This is a genomic window from Pseudoalteromonas sp. L1, from assembly GCF_021728095.1.
Lineage (GTDB): Bacteria > Pseudomonadota > Gammaproteobacteria > Enterobacterales > Alteromonadaceae > Pseudoalteromonas.
Genome location: NZ_JAKKCT010000004.1, coordinates 150,546 through 173,814, shown reverse-complemented (window position 1 = coordinate 173,814; position 23,269 = coordinate 150,546). Strand labels below are relative to the sequence as shown.

General features: G+C 42.0%; 18 protein-coding genes. 14 read left to right on the top strand and 4 right to left on the bottom strand.

Annotation, left to right across the window (positions count from 1 at the left end; genetic code table 11):
- Positions 1-5: 5 nt before the first annotated feature.
- Complete coding sequence (locus L3V38_RS13725) at positions 6-302, bottom strand: hypothetical protein (protein ID WP_237119769.1); 297 nt, start codon at positions 300-302, stop codon at positions 6-8.
- Between the two features lie 317 nt (positions 303-619).
- Here L3V38_RS13725 and rpe point away from each other — a divergent pair, with 317 nt between their 5' ends.
- From rpe to L3V38_RS13705, 4 genes are all read left to right on the top strand, one after another.
- Positions 620-1,306: a ribulose-phosphate 3-epimerase gene (gene rpe / locus L3V38_RS13720; RefSeq protein WP_237119768.1), complete on the top strand. Its 687-nt coding sequence runs from the start codon at positions 620-622 to the stop codon at positions 1,304-1,306.
- Positions 1,303-1,968, top strand: coding sequence for a phosphoglycolate phosphatase (locus L3V38_RS13715; RefSeq protein WP_237119767.1), 666 nt, complete (start codon positions 1,303-1,305; stop codon positions 1,966-1,968). The genes rpe and L3V38_RS13715 overlap by 4 nt, the downstream gene beginning before the upstream one ends.
- A 46-nt stretch (positions 1,969-2,014) precedes the next feature.
- On the top strand, positions 2,015-3,019 hold the full coding sequence (gene trpS, locus L3V38_RS13710; RefSeq protein ID WP_130151674.1) for a tryptophan--tRNA ligase: 1,005 nt from the start codon (positions 2,015-2,017) through the stop codon (positions 3,017-3,019).
- 303 nt (positions 3,020-3,322) lie between these two features.
- Complete coding sequence (locus tag L3V38_RS13705; RefSeq protein WP_130151675.1) at positions 3,323-3,568, top strand: hypothetical protein; 246 nt, start codon at positions 3,323-3,325, stop codon at positions 3,566-3,568.
- A 29-nt stretch (positions 3,569-3,597) separates the two neighbouring features.
- Here L3V38_RS13705 and L3V38_RS13700 read toward each other — a convergent pair whose 3' ends face one another.
- Both L3V38_RS13700 and uvrA read right to left on the bottom strand, forming a co-directional pair.
- Positions 3,598-4,656, bottom strand: coding sequence for a hypothetical protein (locus tag L3V38_RS13700; RefSeq protein ID WP_237119766.1), 1,059 nt, complete (start codon positions 4,654-4,656; stop codon positions 3,598-3,600).
- Between the two features lie 12 nt (positions 4,657-4,668).
- Entirely contained in the window at positions 4,669-7,488 is a 2,820-nt protein-coding gene (gene uvrA, locus L3V38_RS13695; protein ID WP_237119765.1) for an excinuclease ABC subunit UvrA, read from the bottom strand.
- Between the two features lie 162 nt (positions 7,489-7,650).
- Here uvrA and L3V38_RS13690 point away from each other — a divergent pair, with 162 nt between their 5' ends.
- From L3V38_RS13690 to L3V38_RS13680, 3 genes are all read left to right on the top strand, one after another.
- Positions 7,651-9,018: an MFS transporter gene (locus L3V38_RS13690; protein ID WP_130151678.1), complete on the top strand. Its 1,368-nt coding sequence runs from the start codon at positions 7,651-7,653 to the stop codon at positions 9,016-9,018.
- 20 nt (positions 9,019-9,038) lie between these two features.
- The gene (gene ssb / locus L3V38_RS13685; RefSeq protein ID WP_237119764.1) at positions 9,039-9,737 is read left to right on the top strand and encodes a single-stranded DNA-binding protein; all 699 of its coding nucleotides are present in this window, start codon (positions 9,039-9,041) and stop codon (positions 9,735-9,737) included.
- A gap of 321 nt (positions 9,738-10,058) precedes the next feature.
- Positions 10,059-11,714, top strand: a complete 1,656-nt coding sequence (locus L3V38_RS13680; protein WP_237119763.1) for an EAL domain-containing protein — start codon at positions 10,059-10,061, stop codon at positions 11,712-11,714.
- 6 nt (positions 11,715-11,720) lie between these two features.
- Here L3V38_RS13680 and L3V38_RS13675 read toward each other — a convergent pair whose 3' ends face one another.
- Positions 11,721-12,617 carry a pyridoxal-phosphate dependent enzyme gene (locus tag L3V38_RS13675; protein WP_130151681.1) on the bottom strand — a complete coding sequence of 299 codons (897 nt, stop codon included), beginning with the start codon at positions 12,615-12,617 and terminating at the stop codon, positions 11,721-11,723.
- 236 nt (positions 12,618-12,853) lie between these two features.
- Between L3V38_RS13675 and L3V38_RS13670 the strand changes: the two genes are divergently transcribed.
- The 7 genes from L3V38_RS13670 to L3V38_RS13640 all read left to right on the top strand — a co-directional run bounded on the left by L3V38_RS13670 (position 12,854) and on the right by L3V38_RS13640 (position 23,268).
- The gene (locus tag L3V38_RS13670) at positions 12,854-14,878 is read left to right on the top strand and encodes a formylglycine-generating enzyme family protein (RefSeq protein WP_062567318.1); all 2,025 of its coding nucleotides are present in this window, start codon (positions 12,854-12,856) and stop codon (positions 14,876-14,878) included.
- Positions 14,879-15,007: 129 nt separating this feature from the next.
- Positions 15,008-16,051: a rod shape-determining protein gene (locus L3V38_RS13665; RefSeq protein WP_036973172.1), complete on the top strand. Its 1,044-nt coding sequence runs from the start codon at positions 15,008-15,010 to the stop codon at positions 16,049-16,051.
- A complete protein-coding gene (gene mreC, locus L3V38_RS13660) occupies positions 16,051-16,893 on the top strand; it encodes a rod shape-determining protein MreC (RefSeq protein ID WP_193988248.1) in 843 nt (280 codons plus the stop codon). The genes L3V38_RS13665 and mreC overlap by 1 nt, the downstream gene beginning before the upstream one ends.
- Positions 16,886-17,365: a rod shape-determining protein MreD gene (gene mreD, locus L3V38_RS13655; protein ID WP_062567319.1), complete on the top strand. Its 480-nt coding sequence runs from the start codon at positions 16,886-16,888 to the stop codon at positions 17,363-17,365. Before mreC ends, mreD begins: the two co-directional genes overlap by 8 nt.
- On the top strand, positions 17,365-17,934 hold the full coding sequence (locus tag L3V38_RS13650; RefSeq protein WP_130151682.1) for a Maf family protein: 570 nt from the start codon (positions 17,365-17,367) through the stop codon (positions 17,932-17,934). The genes mreD and L3V38_RS13650 overlap by 1 nt, the downstream gene beginning before the upstream one ends.
- Before the next feature lies 1 nt (position 17,935).
- On the top strand, positions 17,936-19,408 hold the full coding sequence (gene rng / locus L3V38_RS13645; protein WP_062567321.1) for a ribonuclease G: 1,473 nt from the start codon (positions 17,936-17,938) through the stop codon (positions 19,406-19,408).
- The gene (locus L3V38_RS13640) at positions 19,408-23,268 is read left to right on the top strand and encodes a YhdP family protein (RefSeq protein WP_130151683.1); all 3,861 of its coding nucleotides are present in this window, start codon (positions 19,408-19,410) and stop codon (positions 23,266-23,268) included. Before rng ends, L3V38_RS13640 begins: the two co-directional genes overlap by 1 nt.
- Position 23,269 lies beyond the last annotated feature (1 nt).

Below are 23,269 nucleotides of genomic sequence, written 5' to 3'. Positions count from 1 at the left end.
TGGGCTTAAAATTTTGAGCCTAAACTACTAACTTTCTTTGATTCTTCACTACTTGTTAGTAATTCTAGTAAATCTAAATAATGGAATTGTGCGCTGCGGCTATCACCTGTAAGCCAAGAAAACCAACCTGTTTCTTGTTCGGCTTGCATACATTGATTAGCACTTGAAGAAAGGCCTGTTGTGTTACATTGACAATTTGATGCAGTTAATAAAAAGTCGTCATTCTCAGTTGAAAGCGAATGTGCAAAAGCAGCAACAGTCAGTGCGGACGCGATTAAGATCCCAGTTTTAAAAGCACGCATGGTAATAACCTTAGTTTATGTTATTTAAACAAGCATACCTAACAATTGCTCAAATAACAAACTTAATTAGTGCTGAATTTAAGGAAAAATTAATAAAATTAGTGTCTTGAGGTAAGCTTTATGTTTGATTTTTGTGTGTCAAAATCTAACTATGCGAATAAATTAAATAATTTATTACTCATACTTAAGTTTAGTTAGCTTAATGGGCTCGTTCATAGTGTTTATTTACCTCACAAAGAGCGCGGTGTTTTAATCGGCTAGCTATTGGGTTACATTATGCGCTCTTCTTGCAGTCGCAAATTATGATGGAATTTCTCATGTTGGAAACATTACAAAAGTATTTAATAGCCCCGTCTATACTCTCGGCCGATTTTGCTCGCTTAGGTGAAGATGTTGATCGTGTACTCGCAAGTGGCGCTGATGTTGTACATTTTGATGTAATGGATAACCACTATGTGCCAAACCTAACTTTTGGCCCGATGATTTGTAAAGCGCTGCGTGACTACGGCGTGACGGCACCGATTGATGTACACCTCATGGTAAAACCAGTCGATCGTATTATCCCAGACTTTGCAGAAGCAGGCGCTTCAATTATTAGTTTTCATCCTGAAGCCAGTGAACATATTGATCGCACCTTGCAGCTCATAAAAGACAGTGGCTGCCAAGCTGGTTTGGTGTTCAACCCTGCAACCAGTCTTAGCTATCTTGAACATGTACTCGATAAAGTCGATGTGGTGTTATTAATGTCGGTTAACCCTGGCTTTGGTGGCCAAAGCTTTATTCCACATACTCTTGAGAAGCTTCGCCAAGCGCGTAAAATTATTGAGCAATCAGGCCGTAATATTCGTTTAGAAGTCGATGGTGGGGTTGGTGTTGATAACATTGCTGAAATTGCAAAAGCAGGCGCTGATATGTTTGTTTCAGGCTCTGCGATTTTCAATCAACCAGATTATAAAGCGGTAATCGATGCAATGCGTAACGAACTTGCGAAGGTTGATTCATGAAGTACGATGCAGCATTTTTTGATTTAGATGGCACCTTAGTCGACAGTGTTTATGATTTATACATAGCGATGAACCTGACTCTGACTGACCTAGCATTTCCGGTTGTTAGCCAAAAGCTGGTTGAAAGCTGGGTAGGAAATGGTATAGAAACGCTTGTAAAGCGTGGTTTGAGTGGCGATATGCAAATCAGTGAACATTTAGATGAAGCTCTTGCTGAGCGCGCCATTAATTTGTTTTATCAGCACTATGACCAAGTTGTAGGTGACTATAGTGCGCTTTATCAGCATGTAGAAACGGGGCTTGCTGCGCTTGCTGGTATGCCTAAAGTGGTGATCACCAACAAAGCACGTCGTTTTACTGAGAAGTTACTTGATAAACTCTCACTGACCAGCCATTTTCAGCTGATTGTCTGTGGTGATGATATGGCAAAGAAACCATCACCTGAGCCTTTGCAATTTGCATGTCAGCAACTTGATGTAAGCCCAGAAAAAGTAGTTATGATAGGCGATTCAAAAAGTGATATTTTGGCTGCCAAAGCAGCTAATATTGAAGTTGTTGCGCTAGGTTACGGCTATAACCAAGGTGAAAACCTCGCTGATTTCAATCCAGAGTACCTCTGCGAGAATTTCTTAGATATAATACCTGTTCTTACCCAAAGGTAAGTGCATTTTAAATTCGTCTTTTTAAGTAAAAATATAAAGGAACATCATGAGTAAACCAGTAGTGTTAAGCGGCATTCAGCCAACCGGTGGTATGACAATAGGCAACTATGTTGGCGCTATTAACCAGTGGCTTAAGCTACAGGAAGACCACGAAAGTTTCTTTATGTTAGTAGATTTACATGCCATTACTGTACGTCAAGATCCAGAGCAACTACGCTCGCGCGTGCTTGACGGTATTGCGCTGTATGCAGCATGTGGCATCGACCCTGAAAAATCGGCATTATTTGTACAATCTCAAGTGCCAGAACATGCTCAGCTTAGCTGGGTGTTAAATTGTTATGCGCAAATGGGTGAGCTTAACCGTATGACGCAGTTTAAAGATAAGTCGTCAAAGCATGCGAATAACGTAAATGTGGGCTTATTCTCTTACCCAGTGCTGCAAGCGGCTGATATCTTGTTATATCAGGCTGATCAAGTGCCAGTGGGTGAAGATCAAAAGCAACATCTTGAGTTAACACGTGATATTGCAACACGTTTTAACAACTTATACGGTGATGTTTTCAAACTACCTGAACCATACATCCCTGAGTTTGGTGCACGTGTAATGAGCTTGCAAGATCCACTGAAAAAAATGTCTAAGTCAGATGAAAATCCAAACGGTTACATCATGTTATTAGATGAGCCGAAGAAGATTGAAAAGAAACTGAAAAAAGCAGTCACAGATTCTGACGAGCAAGCGCGTATCTACTTTGACCGTGAAGAAAAACCAGGTGTATCTAACTTACTCACTTTATTATCAGTTGCAACTAAGCGCTCAATTGAAGACTTAGTACCTGAATACGAAGACAAAATGTATGGTCATCTGAAAAAAGACACTGCAGCAGCTGTTGTGAGTATGATTGAGCCAATCCAAGCGCGCTTTAAAGAAATTCGCGAAGATCAGTCACTACTTGATAGCATTATGAAATCAGGTGCTGAAAAGGCGAGTATCCGCGCTGAAAAAACATTAAAAGCTGTTTACGATGCGGTAGGTTTTATCCCTCGTCCGTAAGCTTTTCAACAAATTATTGAAATAAAAATACCGCTGAATAGCGGTATTTTTTTATTAAAAACTCAGCACGATTAATACTGTAAACAAACAGATAAGTGCAGCAGTTTTGTCTGTTTTTTCCATTTTTCTTCCTCATCAGCGCTCAACTGTGCAATCACGTAGCCTTTACTTACTGCGAGTATCGATATTCTTTTTAAATCTAATTCTAATAGGGAAAAATAAGCTTTTAAGTCATTTTATTTTTGTGGTTTTGCCTTTTGATGATAGTTTGAATACAGCAAATAGGAGCTTGGAGGTTTTGATATGGGTTTTAAAGTAAAACATTATGCGGCTAAAACCGTGCCTGCGAATAGCTCATTAGAATGGGAGCTAATCTTAACTGAACTTATCATTGGTAGCCTTTGTGCTGCATTCGCAAAGATCGGCTATGATGCTGCTATGTTACTTATTTTTATACCCAACTTAGTAATCGCCTTAGTTTGCTTTGGCTTTATTGGGCTTTCGATATTTCATTTCATCAGAGAAAAACGCAGTAAGCCAAGTGAGTAGTATTGATTGCTGCGGTATTTTTTTGTCTGCTATTTAGTAACTGGCAAGATACCTGGTGAGTCACAAGCAATCACTTCAAAGCGGTAGCCATATTCCGCATTGTTATCTGGGGTTACTTGTACAATTTCGTAATCATTCAGTTCAATCGCTTTACTGTTTTCTGTTTTTATACAGCGGGAGTAACTATCCGCCTCAAAGCTGTAAGCAAACATAGCAATTAAGCGTTTACTGCGTTCAAAGTAGCCTTTGGTATCTAAAAACTGGCGTAGGTTTTCGGCTGTTTCGCCATCACCGTCAAGATTAACGTCAGGCTTTGGTGTGAGTGGTTTCTCTGAACTGTCTGGTAGTTGTTGTTCTATTTTTTCACTGAGTTCTTCAACCGCTTTTTGCTGCTCTTCACCTGACTCTTTAGCAATGGCTTTACTATCTGCAAAGGTACTGACAATGTTGTCGAGTACTTCTTCAGGCGGTTGGTCGTCAATAAACGAAATCAGGTTGATCAATACCACTGACGCTAGTACGAAGCGTACTATGGCGGTTAATAGTGGCGAATAGCTTTGGCTTATAAACTTAATTCGCTCAGAGCCAAATGGTTTTATCAGTAATAAAGCAAAAATATAGAAAGGTAAAAAAAGTTGAAATAGTAATAGGGTCGCTAAGCTAATGCCCATCGCCCAAGGGGGTAAATATAAGAGAGTGGCAAAGTTATGTGTGTAGTTAAAGTGAGTTGATGAGACATGAGTTACATCGTTCACAATACCACTCGCACCTGCCAATACAAAGTTAGCGATACTGGCGTAGAAGATTAAAATCAACGCTTTGCCTGCAAGTGAATGCCAAAGCTGATTAAATTTGGGCCAAAATTCTATAACGAGAGCGATGATCGTAATGGTGGCACTTAACCAGCCCGATTGCAGAACAATCAGGCTGCTTAATGCTAACAGATAGAGCTTTTGTGCGGTACTTAAGTTAAACCAAATCGCTTGTATGCGCTCAACCAGCCTTGTTTTATGTGGCTGCCAGCTACGTTGCTGTTGTTGAAGCTGTTTATTCGCGCGCCATTTTGCAATTTTTAAATACCTACGCACGCATTATCCTTTTTATAACAGTGGTTTTAAGTATCTTCCTGTGTGTGAACGCTCACAATCAGCGACCTCTTCAGGTGTACCAGAAATTAAAATTTCACCGCCGCCTGAGCCACCTTCTGGACCTAAATCGACAATCCAGTCTGCGGTTTTAATCACATCAAGGTTATGCTCAATAACAACTATGGTATTACCGTGATCGCGTAAGCGGTGAAGTACTACTAATAATTGCTGAATATCAGCAAAGTGTAAACCCGTAGTTGGCTCATCAAGGATATATAAGGTTTTACCGGTATCGCGTTTTGACAGTTCACGAGCCAGTTTCACACGCTGCGCTTCACCACCTGAAAGAGTCGTTGCCGCTTGACCTAAGCGAATATACGATAAGCCGACATCCATTAAGGTTTGCAGTTTACGTGCAATAGCCGGAATTTTATCAAAGTAGTCACGGGCATCTTCAACAGTCATTTCGAGTACTTGGTGAATGTTTTTACCTTTGTACTGTACTTCGAGGGTTTCACGGTTGTAGCGCTGACCTTTACATACATCACAAGGTACATATACATCAGGTAAAAAGTGCATTTCTACCTTGATCACACCATCGCCTTGGCACGCCTCACAACGACCACCTTTAACGTTAAAGCTAAAACGACCAACCTTATAGCCACGCGAACGGGCTTCTTGAGTACCCGCAAATAGCTCACGAATACCGGTAAAAATGCCGGTGTAAGTGGCAGGGTTTGAGCGCGGAGTACGGCCAATCGGGCTTTGGTCAATATCAATGACTTTATCAAAATGATCCAGACCTTGAATTGACTTATACGGTGCCGCTTCGGCGGTCGTTGCGCCATTGAGCTCTGTATGAGCCAGCTTAAATAAAGTGTCGTTGATAAGCGTTGATTTACCTGAGCCTGATACACCCGTGATACAGGTCATTAAGCCAAATGGAATACGTAAATCAACGTTCTTTAAGTTGTTACCTGTGGCACCAAATAACTCAAGCCATTTGTCGGTGGTTTGATGGCGAGCCGTTGGTACTTCGATTTTCTTTTCGCCAGAGAGGTACTGACCTGTGATTGAATCTTTACTCGCTAGAATATCGTCGTGGGTACCCTCGGCAATAACATGGCCACCATGAACACCCGCACCAGGACCAATATCGATAATATGGTCTGCAGCGCGAATGGCATCTTCGTCATGCTCAACCACAATCACTGTATTGCCTAAATCGCGCAAGTGAATAAGGGTTTTTAATAGGCGGTCGTTATCGCGCTGATGCAAACCAATGGATGGCTCATCCAATACGTACATTACACCAACCAGACCTGCACCGATTTGACTTGCTAAACGAATACGCTGCGCTTCACCGCCAGACAGGGTGTCGGCACTTCGCTCAAGCGATAAATAGTTAAGGCCTACATTGATTAAGAAAGATAAACGGTCACGAATTTCTTTGAGAATTTTTTCGGCAATTTGCGCGCGCTGGCCTGTCAGACTCAAACTTTCAAAAAATGCCATGCTTTCACCAATACTCATTGTGGTGATAGCTGGTAGATTCGTTTGACCAATAAATACGTGGCGAGCTTCTTCACGCAATCGAGAGCCATGACAGCTCGGGCACGCTTGGCTCGTTTGGTATTTAGCCAGTTCTTCACGCACTGAGTTTGACTCGGTTTCACGGTAGCGGCGATTCATATTATTTAAAACGCCTTCAAACTCATGGTTACGCGTAATTAAATCGCCACGGTCATTGCGGTAGTTAAAGGCAATTTTAGTTTTACCTGAACCTTCAAGAATCACCTTTTGAGCTTCTTTACCAAGCTCTTGGAAAGGCACTTCTAGGTCAAACTTATAATGCTCTGCGACTGCTTGCAGCATTTGGAAGTAATAAAAGCTGCGTTTGTCCCAGCCTTTAATTGCCCCGCCCGATAAACTTAGCTCTGGGTTTTGCACAACACGGTTTGGATCAAAATACTGACGCACACCTAAACCATCACAGCTTTGGCATGCTCCCGCCGGGTTATTGAACGAGAATAAACGTGGTTCAAGCTCACTCATGGCATAGCCACAAGTTGGGCAGGCGAAGTTGGCAGAAAATAGCATGTCTTCGCTGAGCGAGTCGTCCATTGCCGCTACATGGGCAATACCACCTGATAGCTCAAGGGCCGTTTCGAATGATTCTGCTAAGCGCTGTTGTTGACCATCTTTTACTTTAAAGCGGTCAACCACGACCTCGATAGTATGCTTTTTATGAAGCTCAAGGGGTGGTGGATCTGATAAGTCACAGACTTCGCCATCAATACGGGCGCGGATAAAACCTTGGCTTGCTAGTTGTTCGAGCAGCTTAACGTGCTCACCTTTACGATCTTTTACCACAGGTGCGAGCAGCATTAGCTTGCTACCTTCTGGTAGGGCTAAAACTGTGTCGACCATTTGGCTGATCGTTTGTGCGGCAAGTGGTAAGTCGTGAGTAGGGCAGCGTGGCTCACCTACGCGGGCAAACAATAAACGTAGGTAATCGTAAATCTCAGTGATTGTACCAACTGTTGAACGCGGGTTATGCGAGGTCGATTTTTGCTCGATAGAGATAGCTGGAGATAAACCTTCGATGTGATCGACATCGGGTTTTTCCATTAGCGATAAGAACTGTCTTGCATACGCTGACAGTGATTCAACATAACGACGTTGCCCTTCTGCATACAAAGTATCAAACGCTAAAGACGATTTCCCTGAACCAGATAGGCCAGTGATAACTATCAGCTTATCACGGGGAATGGTTAGGCTGATGTCTTTTAAGTTGTGCGTGCGGGCGCCTCGGACTTCAATGTTTTCCATGCTATCTCGTTTTATTACCTAATTATTTTTTCAGTATCTCATAATACGCGATAAGATTAATCCTTGATCAAAGAAAAAATCATCACTTACAGGTGATTATTTAGTTTTCGCTTGTGGTAGAATCCACGCTCACATTTTAATAGACAGCAAGATCAGTAATTCATGACAGCATCTTCACTCAACTCTCGAGAAAAACGCGCAGCCGTTTCGTTGGCGAGCGTATTTGCATTCCGTATGCTTGGCCTATTTATGCTGATGCCAGTATTGGCGATTTATGGTCAGCAATTAGAAGGGTTTTCGCCACTGTGGATTGGCTTTGCTATCGGTGCCTATGGTTTAACACAAGCCGTGCTGCAAATTCCGATGGGTTGGTTGTCTGATAAAATTGGTCGTAAAAAAGTGATTATTGGTGGCCTTTGTGTGTTTGCACTTGGCTCTGTTATTGCGGCAACCGCTGAGTCTGTGCAAATGGTGACACTAGGGCGTGCACTGCAAGGTATGGGCGCGATTGCCAGTGCCTTATTGGCGCTGGCTTCTGATTTAAGCCGTGATGAACAACGTCCGAAAGTTATGGCCGTGATTGGCATGTGCATTGGTATGAGCTTTGCTGTTGCCATGCTACTTGGGCCAATTGTTGCTGCCTCTTGGGGAGTTGCTGGAGTATTTTGGCTTACCGCAGGGCTTGCCATTTTAGGTATTCTAATCGTGTTATTTTTAGTGCCTAATGCGGTAAGTAAAGCCCCAAAAGGGGATACGCTCGCAACTTTAGATGACATTAAACAACTGATTAAACACCCGCAATTAGCACGCCTTGATTTTGGTGTAATGCTGCTGCACCTGACATTAACCACTGTATTTGTCGCCTTACCAGGTCAGCTTATCAAAGATGGTTTAATTGCAGACCATCATTGGTATTTATACATCCCTGTGCTGTTTTTAGCGTTTTTCTTGATGGCTCCAATGATGATAGTGGCGATTCGAAAAGAAAAAGAGAAACAAGCCTTTATTGGCTCAATCGCGCTGCTTGTTTTAAGTATGCTCGCGATGTCGTTATGGGTTGATTCGGTGATTGGCATTGGTATTTGTATGCTGGTTTACTTTATTGCCTTTAACTTTTTAGAAGCAACCATGCCTGCACTTGTGTCGCGTATTGCCCCTGCAAATCAAAAAGGTTCTGCGATGGGGGTGTTCTCATCAACGCAGTTTTTTGGTGCCTTTTTAGGTGGTTTATTAGGGGGTTACGTTGCTCAAGTGTTAAGTGCGCAAGCAGTGTTTGCGGCGGCGGCACTTGTTGGGTTAATATGGCTTATCCTTGCTTGGAATATGCAAGTCCCACCAAGAAGTAAAATTATTAGCTTAATGACTGAATTAAGTTCAGAGCAGCAGGCACAAGCGCTTGCTTCTCGTCTAGTTGCTTTACCGGGCGTAATTGAAGCAACGGTTGTTTGTGATGAAAATCGCAGCTATTTAAAGATTAATGATAAAGAATTTGACCTAGACCAAGCACGTAAAGTGGCTGGTTTAATCTAACGTTTTATAGGAGAAGTTCCATGGCACGCGGTGTGAACAAAGTTATCTTGGTTGGTAATTTAGGCCAAGATCCAGAAGTACGTTATATGCCTAATGGCAATGGCGTAGCGAATATCAGCATTGCTACGACAGATAGCTGGAAAGATAAAAACACAGGGCAAATGCAAGAGCGTACTGAATGGCACCGTGTTGTGTTATTTGGCAAACTCGCTGAAGTAGCTGGTGAGTATCTTCGTAAAGGTTCACAAGTGTACATTGAAGGTCGTTTACAAACGCGTAAATGGACTGATCAATCAGGCCAAGAAAAATACACCACAGAGATCGTGGTAGACATGGGCGGCCAAATGCAAATGTTAGGTGGCCGTGGTGGCGATCAGCAAGGTGGTGGTTATCAAGGTGGCCAATCACAAGGCGGTTACCAAGGTGGTCAACAACAAGGTGGCGGCTACGGCGGTGGCTCACAACAAGCACAAAGCAATAATAGCTATGCGCCACAACAACAGTCTGCGCCAGCACAGCAGCAACAGCGCCCGCAACAGCAACCTGCACCACAACAACAAAATAATAACCAGTATGGTGGCGGTTATGGTCAACAGCAGCAAAACAACGCGCCACAACAAGGCGGCGGCTTTGCGCCTAAACCTCAAAATGCACCACAAGGCGGCGCATCAAACCCGATGGAGCCACCAATCGATTTTGATGATGATATTCCGTTCTAATTCACTCGCATTGAGTGTTTGAGTTATTTAAACCCAGCCTAGTTGCTGGGTTTTTTATTGCTTTAAAATGGCTTTGTTATTTTGTGTAAGCATGCAGCTGTCGGTTACAAAATAATTATCATTAGCACTTTTTGCTAGGTGTTTAAAATTACATGACTTTTGACAGCGTTGGTCTTAGGATAATTCTGAAATTGCTTTTAATCGCTCTGTAGCCTTGTATTTATAGGGTTCTTGAACAACACTTTGTGTATGTTTGAGCAACAAAGCTGTGAAATGAGAAAAGATTTTACCGCACATATTAAGAAATCGGAGGCCATTTATATGGCGGCCGTTTTTTTGCTATTAGTTGTTTTTAATATTTTTTTAAGTGATGTACTACACGAAAAAGTACATAACTCAGGGACTGAGCTTGCCAAGCAAGTCTATGACTTAAGTCTCGATCCTGTTTCCTCACATGACATTATTGCAACTTTAGTTCAAAGCCAAGGGTTTGTGATGAATACGGCAGAGGTATCACCTAGTTTAGCTAAGTTTATTGATCTAGAGCAGGAAGTTTTTAGTTATAAAACGGTGAGCCTCCGGTTATTTCATTGGCCTTCTTGGTTAGTGGAAAGCCATTTGTTTTTGTTTCTAAATTTAATCTTGATTGGAGCGTGTTATTGGGGGTTACGTCGCTGGCGAATGGCGCTTAAAACACCGATGCTGGAAGATACAAGGATTAAGAAGCAAGCTCAATTGAGTGAAGGTGAGCCAGAAAAGCCTCGTAAATCAATAACACCAAAGCTTTTGCCCCATCAAGATTTGAACATTCTGTATGGTGTTCCTACCAATTATAACCATTTATTTTCGTTATTTTTTTGGAAAACTCCTTTTCCTGAAAACTTGGATGTCGATAATTATTTTAAATTAGTGATTGCTAAAGGATTTGGTGAGTTGGTTAATCGCTCTGTTAAGTTGCTCCCTTCAGGGGGAATAGCAGTCACATTGAATAGCGTCCCTGCGACTGAGGTTGATAAATACACTAAGCGATTGCATCAAGTTATCTACCAAGCATGTCTTAATTATCGCAGTGACTTGTCCCGCAGTGATGTAAAAATCGGGGTATGTAATTACCGTACAGGCGCAGATCAAGCGGTTGTTTATCAATTGACTAAATCGGCTCTTGCGCTAGCAAAACAAAGTGCTTGGCAACATATTCATCGCTTGCCATTTGGGCACACGCAATCGAGTGTGCTCGCTGACAGCAAAGAACACTTATTTGAATATATAAAGAAAAAGCACTTTATGCTTTTTTTCCAACCGTTATTTGATTTGCAGACCGGCGATATCCTTCAGCATGAAGCGTTAATTCGCATTCGTCATAAAAGTCTCGGGCTTTTGGCTGCGCGTCATTTTATCCCGCAGATGAGCAGTAAAAAGGATGTACTTTTACTTGATCAAACGGTTGTTTTGCAGGTAAAAAAAATGCTGTTGAGTGAGCGAGGGGCAATGGCTGTTAGCATCAACTTACATGCTCTGAATTGGTTTAACAAAGAGTTTTGGCAGTGGTTGAAAGATGAGATGCGAAGCTGTGATACGGTCAGTAAGCTGCAATTTGAATTAAATGAGGATGATTTTTTAAAGCAGCGCCATCGGTTAGCAGGGCAGTTAGATTGTTTGGGAAAATTGTCGGCAGGTGTGGTGATTGATAATGTACGCAGCGCAGAGCATTTACCTCTTTACCGTGAACTTGCTAATTTTTGCGCCATAAAACTTGCGTTTGAGTTAATACACAATATTGATACTAACAAGCAACAGCAAAAGATCGTGAAGCAAATTATTGCAAAAGGGCATGAATTAAGTTGCCCTGTTTATGCCGTGGGTGTTGAGACACAAAATGAGTTAGCAACGCTGAAAAATTTAGGAGTGGTTGCTGCACAAGGGTTTTATTTTGCTGAACCACTGCAAAAGTTGGCGGATATTACCCCATATAGCTGACCGTCGCTAAATTAAGCCCCTGTACTTTAACCCATTTAGACCTTGTAACCCGCCTGTGTGGATGGCGGTTATTACACTTCCAGATGTAAAGTAACCTTGCTCAATTAACTGCCAAATAGCATACATCATTTTTCCACTATAAATAGGCTCAAGGGGAATGTTGTATTGGTGTGTAAAGGTTTGGCAAAAACGCCATAGCTCATCAGAAAACTTGCCATAACCGCCATCATGATAGTCACATAAAAGTTGCCAGTTGTGCTGTTCTTTTGCTTTTTTACTGAGTTGTTTTATTTCTTCGATTAAATAATCAGCTTGTTTAAGGACAGCAATACCTAAAAGGGTTGTTTGATTGCTCGTTCCTTCTATTAATCCTGCTAATGTGCCACCGCTACCAGTTGGGCAAATAATATAGTCACTGGGTGGTAAGCTTTGTGCCAATTCCATACAGCCTTTAATCGCAGCAAGGTTTGTTCCCCCTTCAGGCAAGATGTAAGCATTAGGAAACTGCTTTTGTAGTTCGTCTAAGTAATGGGGGTCATGACGCTGGCGGTAAGTAAGGCGATTGACCGGATGTAGCGTCATACCAAAGCGCTTTGCATCGTTTAGCGTCGGGTTAGCTTCATCAAGTAAGGGGCCACGGATAATACCATGAGTTTTGAAGGCAAATAGTTTTCCTGCGATTGCACTGGCATGGATATGATTTGAGAATGCGCCACCAAAGGTTAACAGCTCTGATTTACCCTGTTGCTGCATTATTTGTAAATTAAATTTAAGTTTTCGCCATTTATTGCCGCTTATTTTGGGGTGGATCAGGTCATCACGTTTGATAAATAACTGTAAGTTATGCGCTTCTAACAGAGGGTGGCAAATGGGTTGAATGGGTGACTCACAACTAATATTCACGATGCTACTTAGATAAAAAATGGGGCTCAATTATAGCAAAATCGTCATATAGATAGAAATTAGTCAATTAAACTAAAATGATTATGTTATTTACTGGCATCAACTAAGGTAATAGTTGTAAACTCAGATAATAATTGAACAAAGCTTGTGTTTTGCCTTGCAAGTACATAGCATAAGAGTTTAATTATAAAAAATAATAATGACCAAATAATTGCCGCTTTTTGGGAATGGAATATATGCGAATAGCTCCTTTATCTCTGTTAATTTCAGTTAGTTTGCTAGCAACGAGTGCATTTGCACAAGATACTGCTACGGTAACTGGAATTGAATCAGAGATCAGTAAAAAACAAGCCGAATACGATAACTCGACCGTAATCCTCGAAAAACACCTAAAAGAAGAAAGTCAGTTACAAAAACAACTCGAATTATTACGCGCACGCTCAACTGAGCTAGACAAAGAAAAAAACCAAGCGCTTGATGCAATGAACGAGATGTACCGTCGACTTATTGATGACCCAACACTAGATATCAGTAATGCGCAAGCACGTTATCAAAAAGCAGTGGTTGATCATAAACAGAACAAAGATGATATTTCGATGCAATTAGCGGCAATTGCTTCACACAGAAAAGATATCGAGCAAATTCGCGTAGCGAAACATACGCAACTAAACACATTAGAAAGCTTAAAAGAGCAGTTGGCTACAGCACGTGTCGAGCGTTTGCGCAATGAGTTTACTCGTGAAGGCACTTTAGAAGTTAATCACACAATTAACTGTAAGCGTACCGAAACACTTGCAGCGTGTGAGCAGCGCGGCCAACAAATGGGCTTACAAAAAGCCACTAAACGTTTTGTGGACCAAATTTTTGCTAACTTAACCGAAGAACGCCTTGTTGAACCAAAGCGTAATCTTGCTGGTGCACAAGTTAAAATTCTTAGCAGTCATGTTGTAAATAGTGCGTTTAGCGGTCAAGGCAATTACAACGTGAACTTAAGTGTAACAATGCGCGGTGACGTAAACAGTAGTCGCTTATGTAGCTTACTGAATTTGGATAATCGTTTTTGTGCTGATTATGGCACGCCGTTGGCTGGCAGCTATCAACCAAACTATACAACGACTTACTCCGATAGTCAGTTAACATTCAGTGACTCTCAGGATAATAGTAAGGTGGTATCGGTTTCTCGTATGAGTGAGGAGCCGGTAAGTGATTATTCTGTAAAAAAGCCAGTAAGGGTTGAACCATTACCTGATCTAAAAAAATCTAAAATGGTTGAATTAACGCTTCGTTCTAATGTCTATGATGATGAAGTGTTTATAGATGGCGTCAGTTTTGGTTCTACTAAACTTACAACATCATTACCTGTTGGCTTTCATAATGTAGAAATTCGTAAGCGTGGCTACAAAAGCTATCAAGTTCGCCTAGAACTTAATAAGTCACAAACAATTCATGCCAAGCTAGTAAAAAAGCCTGAGCCAGTTGTTGCAGCTATTACAACCGCTGAGCAACCATCATCAGCACCAGCGGCAAGCATTGTGAATAAAACGAATACGGCGAGTCTCGTTGTCATTCCGGCAGGTAAATTTAAAATGGGCGATATCAACGGCAGTGGTCTTGCCAATGAGCGTCCAGTGGTAGAGAAAACCATTGCTAACTCCTTTGCGATGCAAAGTAAAGAAGTGAGCGTTGGTGAGTATGAACAGTTTGTTGCCAATACAGGTTATAAAACAGAAGCCGAGAAAAATCGTGGCTGTGCTTATTACCTAAATGGTGAACCGGTGTGGGAAGCAACCCTAAACTGGCGTAATCCAGGTTTTGATCAAGACAGTGATTTTCCGGCAGTGTGCTTAACCTACAACGATGCTAAAGCATATGCAGATTGGTTGTCGGGTCAAACTGGCCAGCTATTTCGTTTACCCAATGAGGTTGAATGGGAATACGCTGCACGTGCAGGTAAAGAAACTGAATACCCTTGGGGTAATGAAATTGGTAAAAACCTAGCGAATTGTGGTTGGTGTGGCAGTGAGTGGTCTAACAAAAGTGCTGCGCCAACAGGATCATTTTCTCCTAATGCATTTGGCCTATACGATACTGTAGGTAATGTATGGGAGTGGACAAATAAAAAATCGGAACAGTCTGATGTGGCTGTTCGTGGTGGGGCATGGAATTTCGCACCTAGCTTGGCTCGTGTATCTACGCGTTTAATTTTAGCGCCAGATTTTCGTGCAAACTATATTGGGTTTCGTCTAGTACGCGAACGATAAATTTAATAAGGAAGCAGTGGATGCTTCCTTTTTTAACAAATAAAGAAGGTAGCTGCGCTTTTTCATGGTGAGCATGATAGAGTGAAAGCAGCTAATATAAGAACGTATTTTCAAAGGTCATCCAGCCTCATGTTTAAAAAACTTCGTGGTATTTTTTCAAACGATCTATCGATCGACTTGGGTACAGCCAATACCCTAATCTATGTAAAAGAAGAAGGAATCGTATTAAACGAGCCTTCAGTTGTTGCTATTCGCCAAGAGCGCGCTGGTGGTCCTAAAAGCGTTGCCTCTGTGGGAACAGAAGCTAAGCAAATGCTTGGTCGTACTCCTGGAAATATTAAAGCGATTCGTCCAATGAAAGACGGTGTAATTGCCGATTTTTATGTGACCGAAAAAATGCTTCAGCACTTCATTAAACAAGTACATAACAACAACTTTATGCGTCCAAGCCCGCGTGTACTTATTTGTGTGCCATGCGGTGCAACACAAGTAGAAAAACGCGCCATTCGTGAGTCGGCAATGGGGGCAGGTGCTCGTGAAGTGTATTTAATTGAAGAACCAATGGCTGCGGCAATTGGAGCAGGTTTACCTGTATCTGAAGCAACAGGCTCAATGGTTGTTGATATCGGTGGTGGTACCACTGAAGTGGCTATTATTTCTTTGAATGGTGTGGTGTACTCATCATCTGTACGTATTGGTGGTGATAAGTTTGATGAGGCAATTATCAACTATGTGCGCCGTAACTTCGGTAGCTTAATTGGTGAAGCAACCGCTGAAAATATTAAGCATCAAATTGGCTCTGCATTTAAAACAGATGAACCTGTTGAGATTGAAGTGCGAGGCCGTAACCTTGCCGAAGGTGTGCCGCGCTCATTCACGCTTAACTCACATGAAATCTTAGAAGCATTACAAGAACCACTGATGGGAATTGTAAGTGCTGTGATGGTTGCACTTGAGCAGTCTCCACCAGAGCTTGCATCAGATATTTCTGCACATGGCATGGTATTAACCGGCGGTGGTGCATTACTAAAAGATTTAGACCGCTTACTGATGGAAGAGACGGGTATTCCTGTTGTTGTTGCAGATGATCCTCTTACCTGTGTTGCACGTGGTGGCGGCAAGGCACTCGAAATGATTGATATGCACGGTGGTGACGTATTTAGTTACGACTAATGAAGTTAATGTTTGGTCGTACAATCTCTTTGCAACTGCGACTTTTTGTCGCAGTGCTTTTGAGTGTCGTTTTGATTGTGGGTGACCGCTATACACAAGGTGGTACAACTATTCGCACCAGCTTAAATACCCTTGTAAGCCCACTTATCTATCTTGCTAATCTGCCTTATGAACTATTTAGTATAGGTGCAAAAAACCTTCATACACGCGATCAACTTCTTACAGAAAATGAAGCACTTAAAAAGAAGCAGCTACTACAAAGCGAACAACTACAACAGCTAGCCTTTTTAAGTCGTGAAAATGATAAGTTACGTGCTTTATTAGGTTCATCGGCTAAGCAATCTAATCGGAAGATCATTGCGCAAGTATTGTCTGTTCATTCAAACCCATATAGTCACCAAGTGGTGATTAATCGTGGCACAACCGATGGCTTAAGTGAAGGCCAAGCTGTCATCGATGAAATGGGGGTTGTTGGGCAAATCACGCAAGTTGGATCGACAACTTCCCGCGTATTATTAATGACCGACACCACACACGCTACGCCAGTACGTATTTTACGTAACGATGTACGCACAGTGGTTGAAGGCATTGGTAAGATTAATGTCGTAAAACTTTCACACGTGCCTCATAGCCTTGATGTACGCATAGGTGACATCTTAGTGACCTCTGGGTTAGGAGGAACTTTTCCTGAAGGTTACCCAGTGGCCGTTGTGACAGAAATCAATCGCGATGAAGGTCACCCATTCGCGCAAGTGTATGCTGAGCCTATTGCACAGTTGGACCGTATCCGCTTATTGGTTGTGCTGTGGCGTAACCAGCAGGAGAGCATAAGTAATGAATAGTCGCTATTCCTTGCTAATCGCAATTAGTATCTTCTTTGCACTGGTGATGGCATTGATGCCATTGCCTATTTCATTTGAACCTTATCGACCTGATTGGGTGTTAATGGTGCTGATGTACTGGTCGCTCGCAGTACCACATCGTCTTAATATCGGCACCGCTTGGGTGGTGGGGTTATTAATGGATTTGGCTTCGGGCTCACCACTTGGTGTGAACTCATTAACTTACTCTGTGTGTATTTTTATCACGGCAAGTAATTTTCAAAAAATTAGAAACTTTTCTCTATGGCAGCAGAGCATATTAGTGGCTCTGTTTTTAACGCTTTACCACCTTATGCAATTTTGGCTTAATCATTTCTTGATGGGGGTTTATTTCAGCCCGCATTACTTATGGCCAGTGCTAACCGGCATGCTTTGTTGGTGGTGGATTTTCTTAATATTGCGTAAATACCGCCGTCATTTCAGGATTAGATAATGCAAACCGCAATTTATTTGGCGTCTGCATCACCGCGTCGAAAAGAGTTGCTCAGCCAACTTGGTATCGAGTTTTCTCAATTTAGCGTTGATGCAGATGAAAGCCAATTCCCAAACGAGTCTCCTCGTGATTATGTTGAGCGTTTAGCGAGACTCAAAGCACAATCTGGTGTCGCAATGGGTTACACAGACCGCCCTGTGCTTGGCAGCGATACCGTGGTAGTGATTGATGACACCGCACTTGGCAAACCGATTGATAAAGCTGACTTTATCGCAACAATGAAGCGCCTATCAGGGCGTACTCATCAAGTGATGACCGCCGTAGCTATTGCTGACAGCCAGCAAGTAAAAAGCTGTCTTGTTGTCACTGATGTGACTTTTAAACAATTAAGCGATGACGAAATCGATGCATATTGGCACTCACAAGAGCCACAAGATAAAGCCGGTGGTTATGGCATACAAGGTCTAGGCGGGCGATTTGTGAGTCATATTTCGGGTAGCTATTTTGCGGTTGTCGGCTTACCTTTATATGAGACAGAGCAGTTATTAAACGAATTTTTAAGAGGGTAACATGAGCACAGAATTACTGATCAACGTTACACCGAGTGAAAGCAGGGTTGCGCTTATTGAAAATGGCGTACTGCAAGAGATCCAATTAGAGCGAATTGGCAACCTTGGGATTGTTGGTAATATTTACCTCGGTAAAATTAGCCGTGTATTACCAGGCATGCAAGCCGCATTTGTAGATATTGGCTTAGACAAAGCGGCTTTTTTGCATGCGTCTGATATTGTTAACAGCGCCTCTATTGTTGAAGGTGTTGATGAGCAACCCATCAAGAAAGTACAAGATATCCGCGAGCTTGTTCGCCAAGGGCAGCACATCATGGTACAGGTGGTCAAAGATCCTCTTGGTACAAAAGGGGCGCGTTTAACGACAGATATTACGATTCCATCTCGTTACTTAGTGTTTATGCCTGATGCGACACACGTAGGTGTAAGCCAGCGTATTGAAACCGAAGAAGAGCGTTTACGCTTGAAAAAAATTGTTGCTGAATACGGCGATGAAGATGGTAGTTTTATTGTTCGTACTGCTGCCGAAGGGGCAAGTGAAGCTGAACTTCGTCACGATGCTGAGTTTCTAAAAAAGCTGTGGCAAAAAATTGTCACTAAGCGCAAAAAAGTAAGCAAAGAAAGTATTTTGCATGAAGACCTCACACTGGCGTTTCGAACTCTTCGTGATTATGTTGGCGAAGATATGGAGCGAATTCGTGTTGACTCTAAATTAACGTATCAAGAACTAAAAGAATTTACTGAAGAGTTTGTACCAATTCTATCCGGCGCGCTTGAATATTACCCTGGTGAGCGACCAATCTTCGACTTATTTGATGTTGAAACCGAAATTCAAAAAGCCCTGCATCGTAAAGTTGAGCTTAAATCGGGCGGTTATTTAATTATTGACCAAACTGAAGCGATGACCACCGTTGACGTAAATACCGGCGCGTTTGTAGGCCATCGTAATTTAGAAGAAACTATTTTTAATACTAATATTGAAGCAACATCAGCGATTGCCCGTCAGTTACGTTTACGCAACTTAGGCGGCATTATTATTATCGACTTTATCGATATGGTCAGCGACGAGCACAAACGCCGAGTGCTTCATTCACTTGAGTCAGCATTGGCAAAAGATCGCGCTAAAGCCAACATAAATGGCTTATCTGCACTAGGCTTAGTGGAGATGACTCGAAAGCGTACACGCGAGAGTTTAGAGCATATTTTATGTGATGTTTGCCCTGCGTGTTCTGGACGAGGCTCACAAAAAACGGTTGAAACAGTCTGCTACGAGATTCTGCGTGAAATTGTTCGTGTTAATCGCGCTTATGCTGCTGATAAATTTATGGTGTATGCTGCGCCATCGGTCTCTGAGGCACTTATCAATGATGAGTACCATAACCTTGCTGAACTTGAACTATTTATTGGCAAGCAAGTCAGTATTCAAACAGAGAGTTTATATAATCAAGAACAGTTTGATGTGGTAATGATGTAATGAACACAAAGACGGTCTGCTTTTATTGTATACGCAAGGTATGGCAAGTATTTGCTATTACCCTTGTGTTGCTGGCCGTTATTGTCTCTGTTTTAAAGTATACACTTCCCTATGCCAATGATTATAAAAGCAATATTGAAACGTTTTTATACGAGCAATTTGATGTCAACCTATCGATAGGTTCTATCTCTGCGAGCTGGCAAGGAAAGGGGCCTTTATTAGTTTTAGAAGATATCTCTTTTGAAGATAACCAAACATCGCCTATCGCTTTAAATATTGATAAGGCGAGCCTTGAAGTTAATCTTTGGGAATCACTTAAAACTCGTCAATTAAAGTCGAACTACTTTGTCATTAATGGTTTCCATGCCGATGTAGACTTACCTACAATGCTGGAATTAAGCAGTGAACAACAAAGTAATAGCTTTGAGCAAAAAGAACTTATCGAAAGCTTGTTTTTAGGGAAAACAGGTCACTTTGCTGTGCAAGATAGTAGCCTTAATTTTATGTTAGGTGATGGCAAAGCACGTAAACTCATTCTTGAAAACATTGTTTGGCAAAATACACCTGAGCAGCATCAAGGCGCTGGTTCATTAGCTTTACCTGGCATCTCCGTGGGGAGTTTTGATGCGCGAATGGCATTGAATGGTTCAACACTTGAAACCATGGCGGGTGATATATATGTAGAAGCAGCCAATGTAGATGTGTCTAAATGGCTTGCACAATTTATCAATACCGATAAACAGCAATTGCATTCAGATATGAACTTACAAACGTGGGTCAGCCTTGAAAAGGGTTTGATCAGTGATGTGAAAGTGCAATGGCAACCCAGCTTTGTAAATTGGCAACAAAACCAAGAGTCGCATCAAATCAACCTAAGTAAAGGCGGGTTCCACTTGTTTCCTTGGCAGCAAGGGTGGCGTCTGAAAAGTACCGGCCTGACCTTTGAAAGTGATTTAAAGCAATGGCCGACACTGCAATTTGAAGCCCAACTTGGTAAGCAAAATAAAATTTGGCTTAAGCAATTTGATTTTGCTTTATTAGCCAAACTGGCCCAATTAAGTAATTTTGAAGTACTTACTCCATTTCTAGATCGCCAACCAAATGGGCAATTAAGTGATGCGTATGTTGAGTTTGGGCAAAATGAACAATGGCAACTCTGGTTTAAAGGTGATCAACTAAATTGGTTGTCACTAAACGGCATCCCTGGTGGTCAAGCAATTAGAGTAGATGGTTTCATTAACCAGTCAGCTGGTCGCATACAACTTCATGGAGAAAACAACCGCTTATTGACCAACGGCAGCTTTAGCCAAGATATTGCCTATAACCAACTCAATATTGAGCTCGATTTACATCATTACACCGACGGCTGGCGAATCAGTAGCGATAATTTATGGCTTGATAACGACGAGGTGACGTTTGCGGCAGAAATGATGTTAAGTCTAACAGATGAACCTCGCTTAGATTTATATGCTGAAGCGTATGCACCTGATGCCACAGTAGCAGGGCATTACTTTCCTTTGCCTGTAATGAGTGAGAACTTAGTTAATTATTTAAATGGTGCCATCCAAGGTGGTGAAGTAAATAAAGCGCAAGTGCTCTTCTCAGGGCCTTTTGAAGGTTTTCCGTTTAGGGAGCAACAAGGTCAATTCGAAGTATTGGCGAACGTCAATAACGCACAATATCAATTTTCACCAAGTTGGCCTGCGGTTGAAGACGCTAACGTGACGCTGCATTTTGAAAATGAGCGCATGGATATCTACAGTAAGTCGGGCACGCTTGTTAATTTAGAGCTTGGCGACAGCGTACATGTCAGCATTGCTGATTTAATGAATGCCGAAATGCTTAAGGTTGCCATTAATAAACGCGCTCATGGCGAAAAGTTAACGCCTTTTTTTGCTGCGACGCCACTGGCAAAACCTTTAGCAGATGTTTTTGAAGTTGTGCAAGCTCAAGGAGAGGCGGCCGCAGAAATTGAGTTATTGGTTAACTTACGCTCAGGGCATGTTGATGCGATAGGTGAAGTAGAGCTTGCAAATATTCCGGTTTATCTTGCGCAGCCAGGTATAACCCTTAACCATATGACCGGCATTGTTAAATTTAATAATGACAAAATCGATTTAAATAATGCTAAAGCTGATTGGATGGGGATGCCGCTAACCGCTAACTTCAGTAGTGAGAATGTTGCTGATAATTATCGTGCAGAAATAGCGATAAAGCTTGCTCTTGAAGCTGAACCACTAATTGAACAAGCGCATGGTCTCTTAGCGGGCTATTTAACGGGTCAAAGTGATGTAGATATTAATGTGTTGCTTAACTTCTTGCCAAATGATTTTAACTACCGTGCGGACGTAGGTGGTAATTTGGTGGGGCTGAGTAGTCAATTACCTGCTCCCTATAATAAAAATAAGGAGCAAACATGGCCACTTACGGCCGTTGTACAGGGTGACAGAATTTCAAACTTGATCACTGCAAACGTAAATGAACAGGTTTTCTTTAATGCTATTTTAGATAATGGCGAACAAAAATTTAATAACGTACATTTAATTTTGGGTGAGCAAGACCTCGGCCTTAATCGTGACGGTTTTGCTGTATCAATTGATTTACCACAGACAGAACTTGCACCTTGGTTTGGTTTAATTGACCAAATTATTGCGCTCACAAAAGTAAAATCAGACTCACCAAGTGTGATGCCAGCGTTTAATAATGTAACAGGTAAATTTAATAAGCTTGCGTTACACAATATCGACTTTAATGATTTTGAATTTCGTTTAGCACCAAAGCAATCTGATTTAGAGTTGAAACTAAATGCCAAAGAGTTACGCGCCGATGCACTTATTCCAACCGGTGAAACGCGCAGGCCAATTCAAATTTTTACTGACTACTTACGTATTAATTTTAATGAAGCAGCGCCAGAGCAAAGCAAAGATGTCGGTGAACCAGAAGACTTAAGCTGGTTAACGCGCATTCCTGCTATCGAGTTTAACTGTGAAGATTGTAAAGTCGCAGATTATCAACTTGATAAAGTCAAAAGTAGTTTAGTCGGTGAGCAAGGCGCACTCTTATTTACCGAAGTGGTCATTGATAAAGGCGATCATGTACTTAGAGGTAAGGGGCAATTTGCCGAAGGCCAAACACGTTTTACTGGTAACTTACAAAGTGACGATATTGGTGAGTTATTTGATGAGTTTGATATAACAACCACCGTTAAAGACTCAGACGCTGATATTCAATTTGATTTAGCGTGGCAAGGTGCGCCGTATGACTTTGATGTACCAACCCTGATGGGAGAGCTAGATTGGCGCTTAGGTGAAGGCCACCTTGCTGAGATAAGTGATGGCGGTGCGCGAGTATTCTCATTGTTAAGCTTAGACTCCTTAGTGCGTAAGCTAAAACTGGATTTTAGAGATGTGTTTTCGAAGGGCTTTTTCTACAACAGTATGAAAGGGACTATGCAGCTCGATAAAGGCATTGCTTATACGCAAGATACCAAACTTGACGGTGTACCTGCTGACTTGACCATTAAAGGCCATACTAACCTAAATACCCTTGAGATAGACTATGATTTGGCAGTCGCACCCCAAGTGACTTCAAGTATTCCTGTTATAGTTGCATGGATGGTTAATCCTGTAAGTGGTTTAGCGGCACTAGCCATCGATAAGGTTATTCACTCTGCCCGGGTGATCTCAGAAATTAATTTTAAAGTCAGTGGTAGTATGAGCGATCCTGAGGTGACCGAAGTCGATCGTAAAAGTCGAGAAGTTACTTTACCACAAGCTGCACAGAGCCAACCGCAATCCTCCTCACGGTTAAAATTAAAAGACGCGGCATCATCTGCGAGTTTACAAACCAATGAAGGCTAAT

Excerpts from the sequence above, each read along its gene's own strand:
- L3V38_RS13725 (WP_237119769.1), bottom strand. The coding sequence starts at position 302 with ATGCGTGCTTTTAAAACTGGGATCTTAATCGCGTCCGCACTGACTGTT.
- rpe (WP_237119768.1), top strand. The coding sequence starts at position 620 with ATGTTGGAAACATTACAAAAGTATTTAATAGCCCCGTCTATACTCTCG.
- L3V38_RS13715 (WP_237119767.1), top strand. The coding sequence starts at position 1,303 with ATGAAGTACGATGCAGCATTTTTTGATTTAGATGGCACCTTAGTCGAC.
- trpS (WP_130151674.1), top strand. The coding sequence starts at position 2,015 with ATGAGTAAACCAGTAGTGTTAAGCGGCATTCAGCCAACCGGTGGTATG.
- L3V38_RS13705 (WP_130151675.1), top strand. The coding sequence starts at position 3,323 with ATGGGTTTTAAAGTAAAACATTATGCGGCTAAAACCGTGCCTGCGAAT.
- uvrA (WP_237119765.1), bottom strand. The coding sequence starts at position 7,488 with ATGGAAAACATTGAAGTCCGAGGCGCCCGCACGCACAACTTAAAAGAC.
- L3V38_RS13690 (WP_130151678.1), top strand. The coding sequence starts at position 7,651 with ATGACAGCATCTTCACTCAACTCTCGAGAAAAACGCGCAGCCGTTTCG.
- ssb (WP_237119764.1), top strand. The coding sequence starts at position 9,039 with ATGGCACGCGGTGTGAACAAAGTTATCTTGGTTGGTAATTTAGGCCAA.
- L3V38_RS13680 (WP_237119763.1), top strand. The coding sequence starts at position 10,059 with ATGGCGGCCGTTTTTTTGCTATTAGTTGTTTTTAATATTTTTTTAAGT.
- L3V38_RS13670 (WP_062567318.1), top strand. The coding sequence starts at position 12,854 with ATGCGAATAGCTCCTTTATCTCTGTTAATTTCAGTTAGTTTGCTAGCA.
- L3V38_RS13665 (WP_036973172.1), top strand. The coding sequence starts at position 15,008 with ATGTTTAAAAAACTTCGTGGTATTTTTTCAAACGATCTATCGATCGAC.
- mreC (WP_193988248.1), top strand. The coding sequence starts at position 16,051 with ATGAAGTTAATGTTTGGTCGTACAATCTCTTTGCAACTGCGACTTTTT.
- mreD (WP_062567319.1), top strand. The coding sequence starts at position 16,886 with ATGAATAGTCGCTATTCCTTGCTAATCGCAATTAGTATCTTCTTTGCA.
- L3V38_RS13650 (WP_130151682.1), top strand. The coding sequence starts at position 17,365 with ATGCAAACCGCAATTTATTTGGCGTCTGCATCACCGCGTCGAAAAGAG.
- rng (WP_062567321.1), top strand. The coding sequence starts at position 17,936 with ATGAGCACAGAATTACTGATCAACGTTACACCGAGTGAAAGCAGGGTT.
- L3V38_RS13640 (WP_130151683.1), top strand. The coding sequence starts at position 19,408 with ATGAACACAAAGACGGTCTGCTTTTATTGTATACGCAAGGTATGGCAA.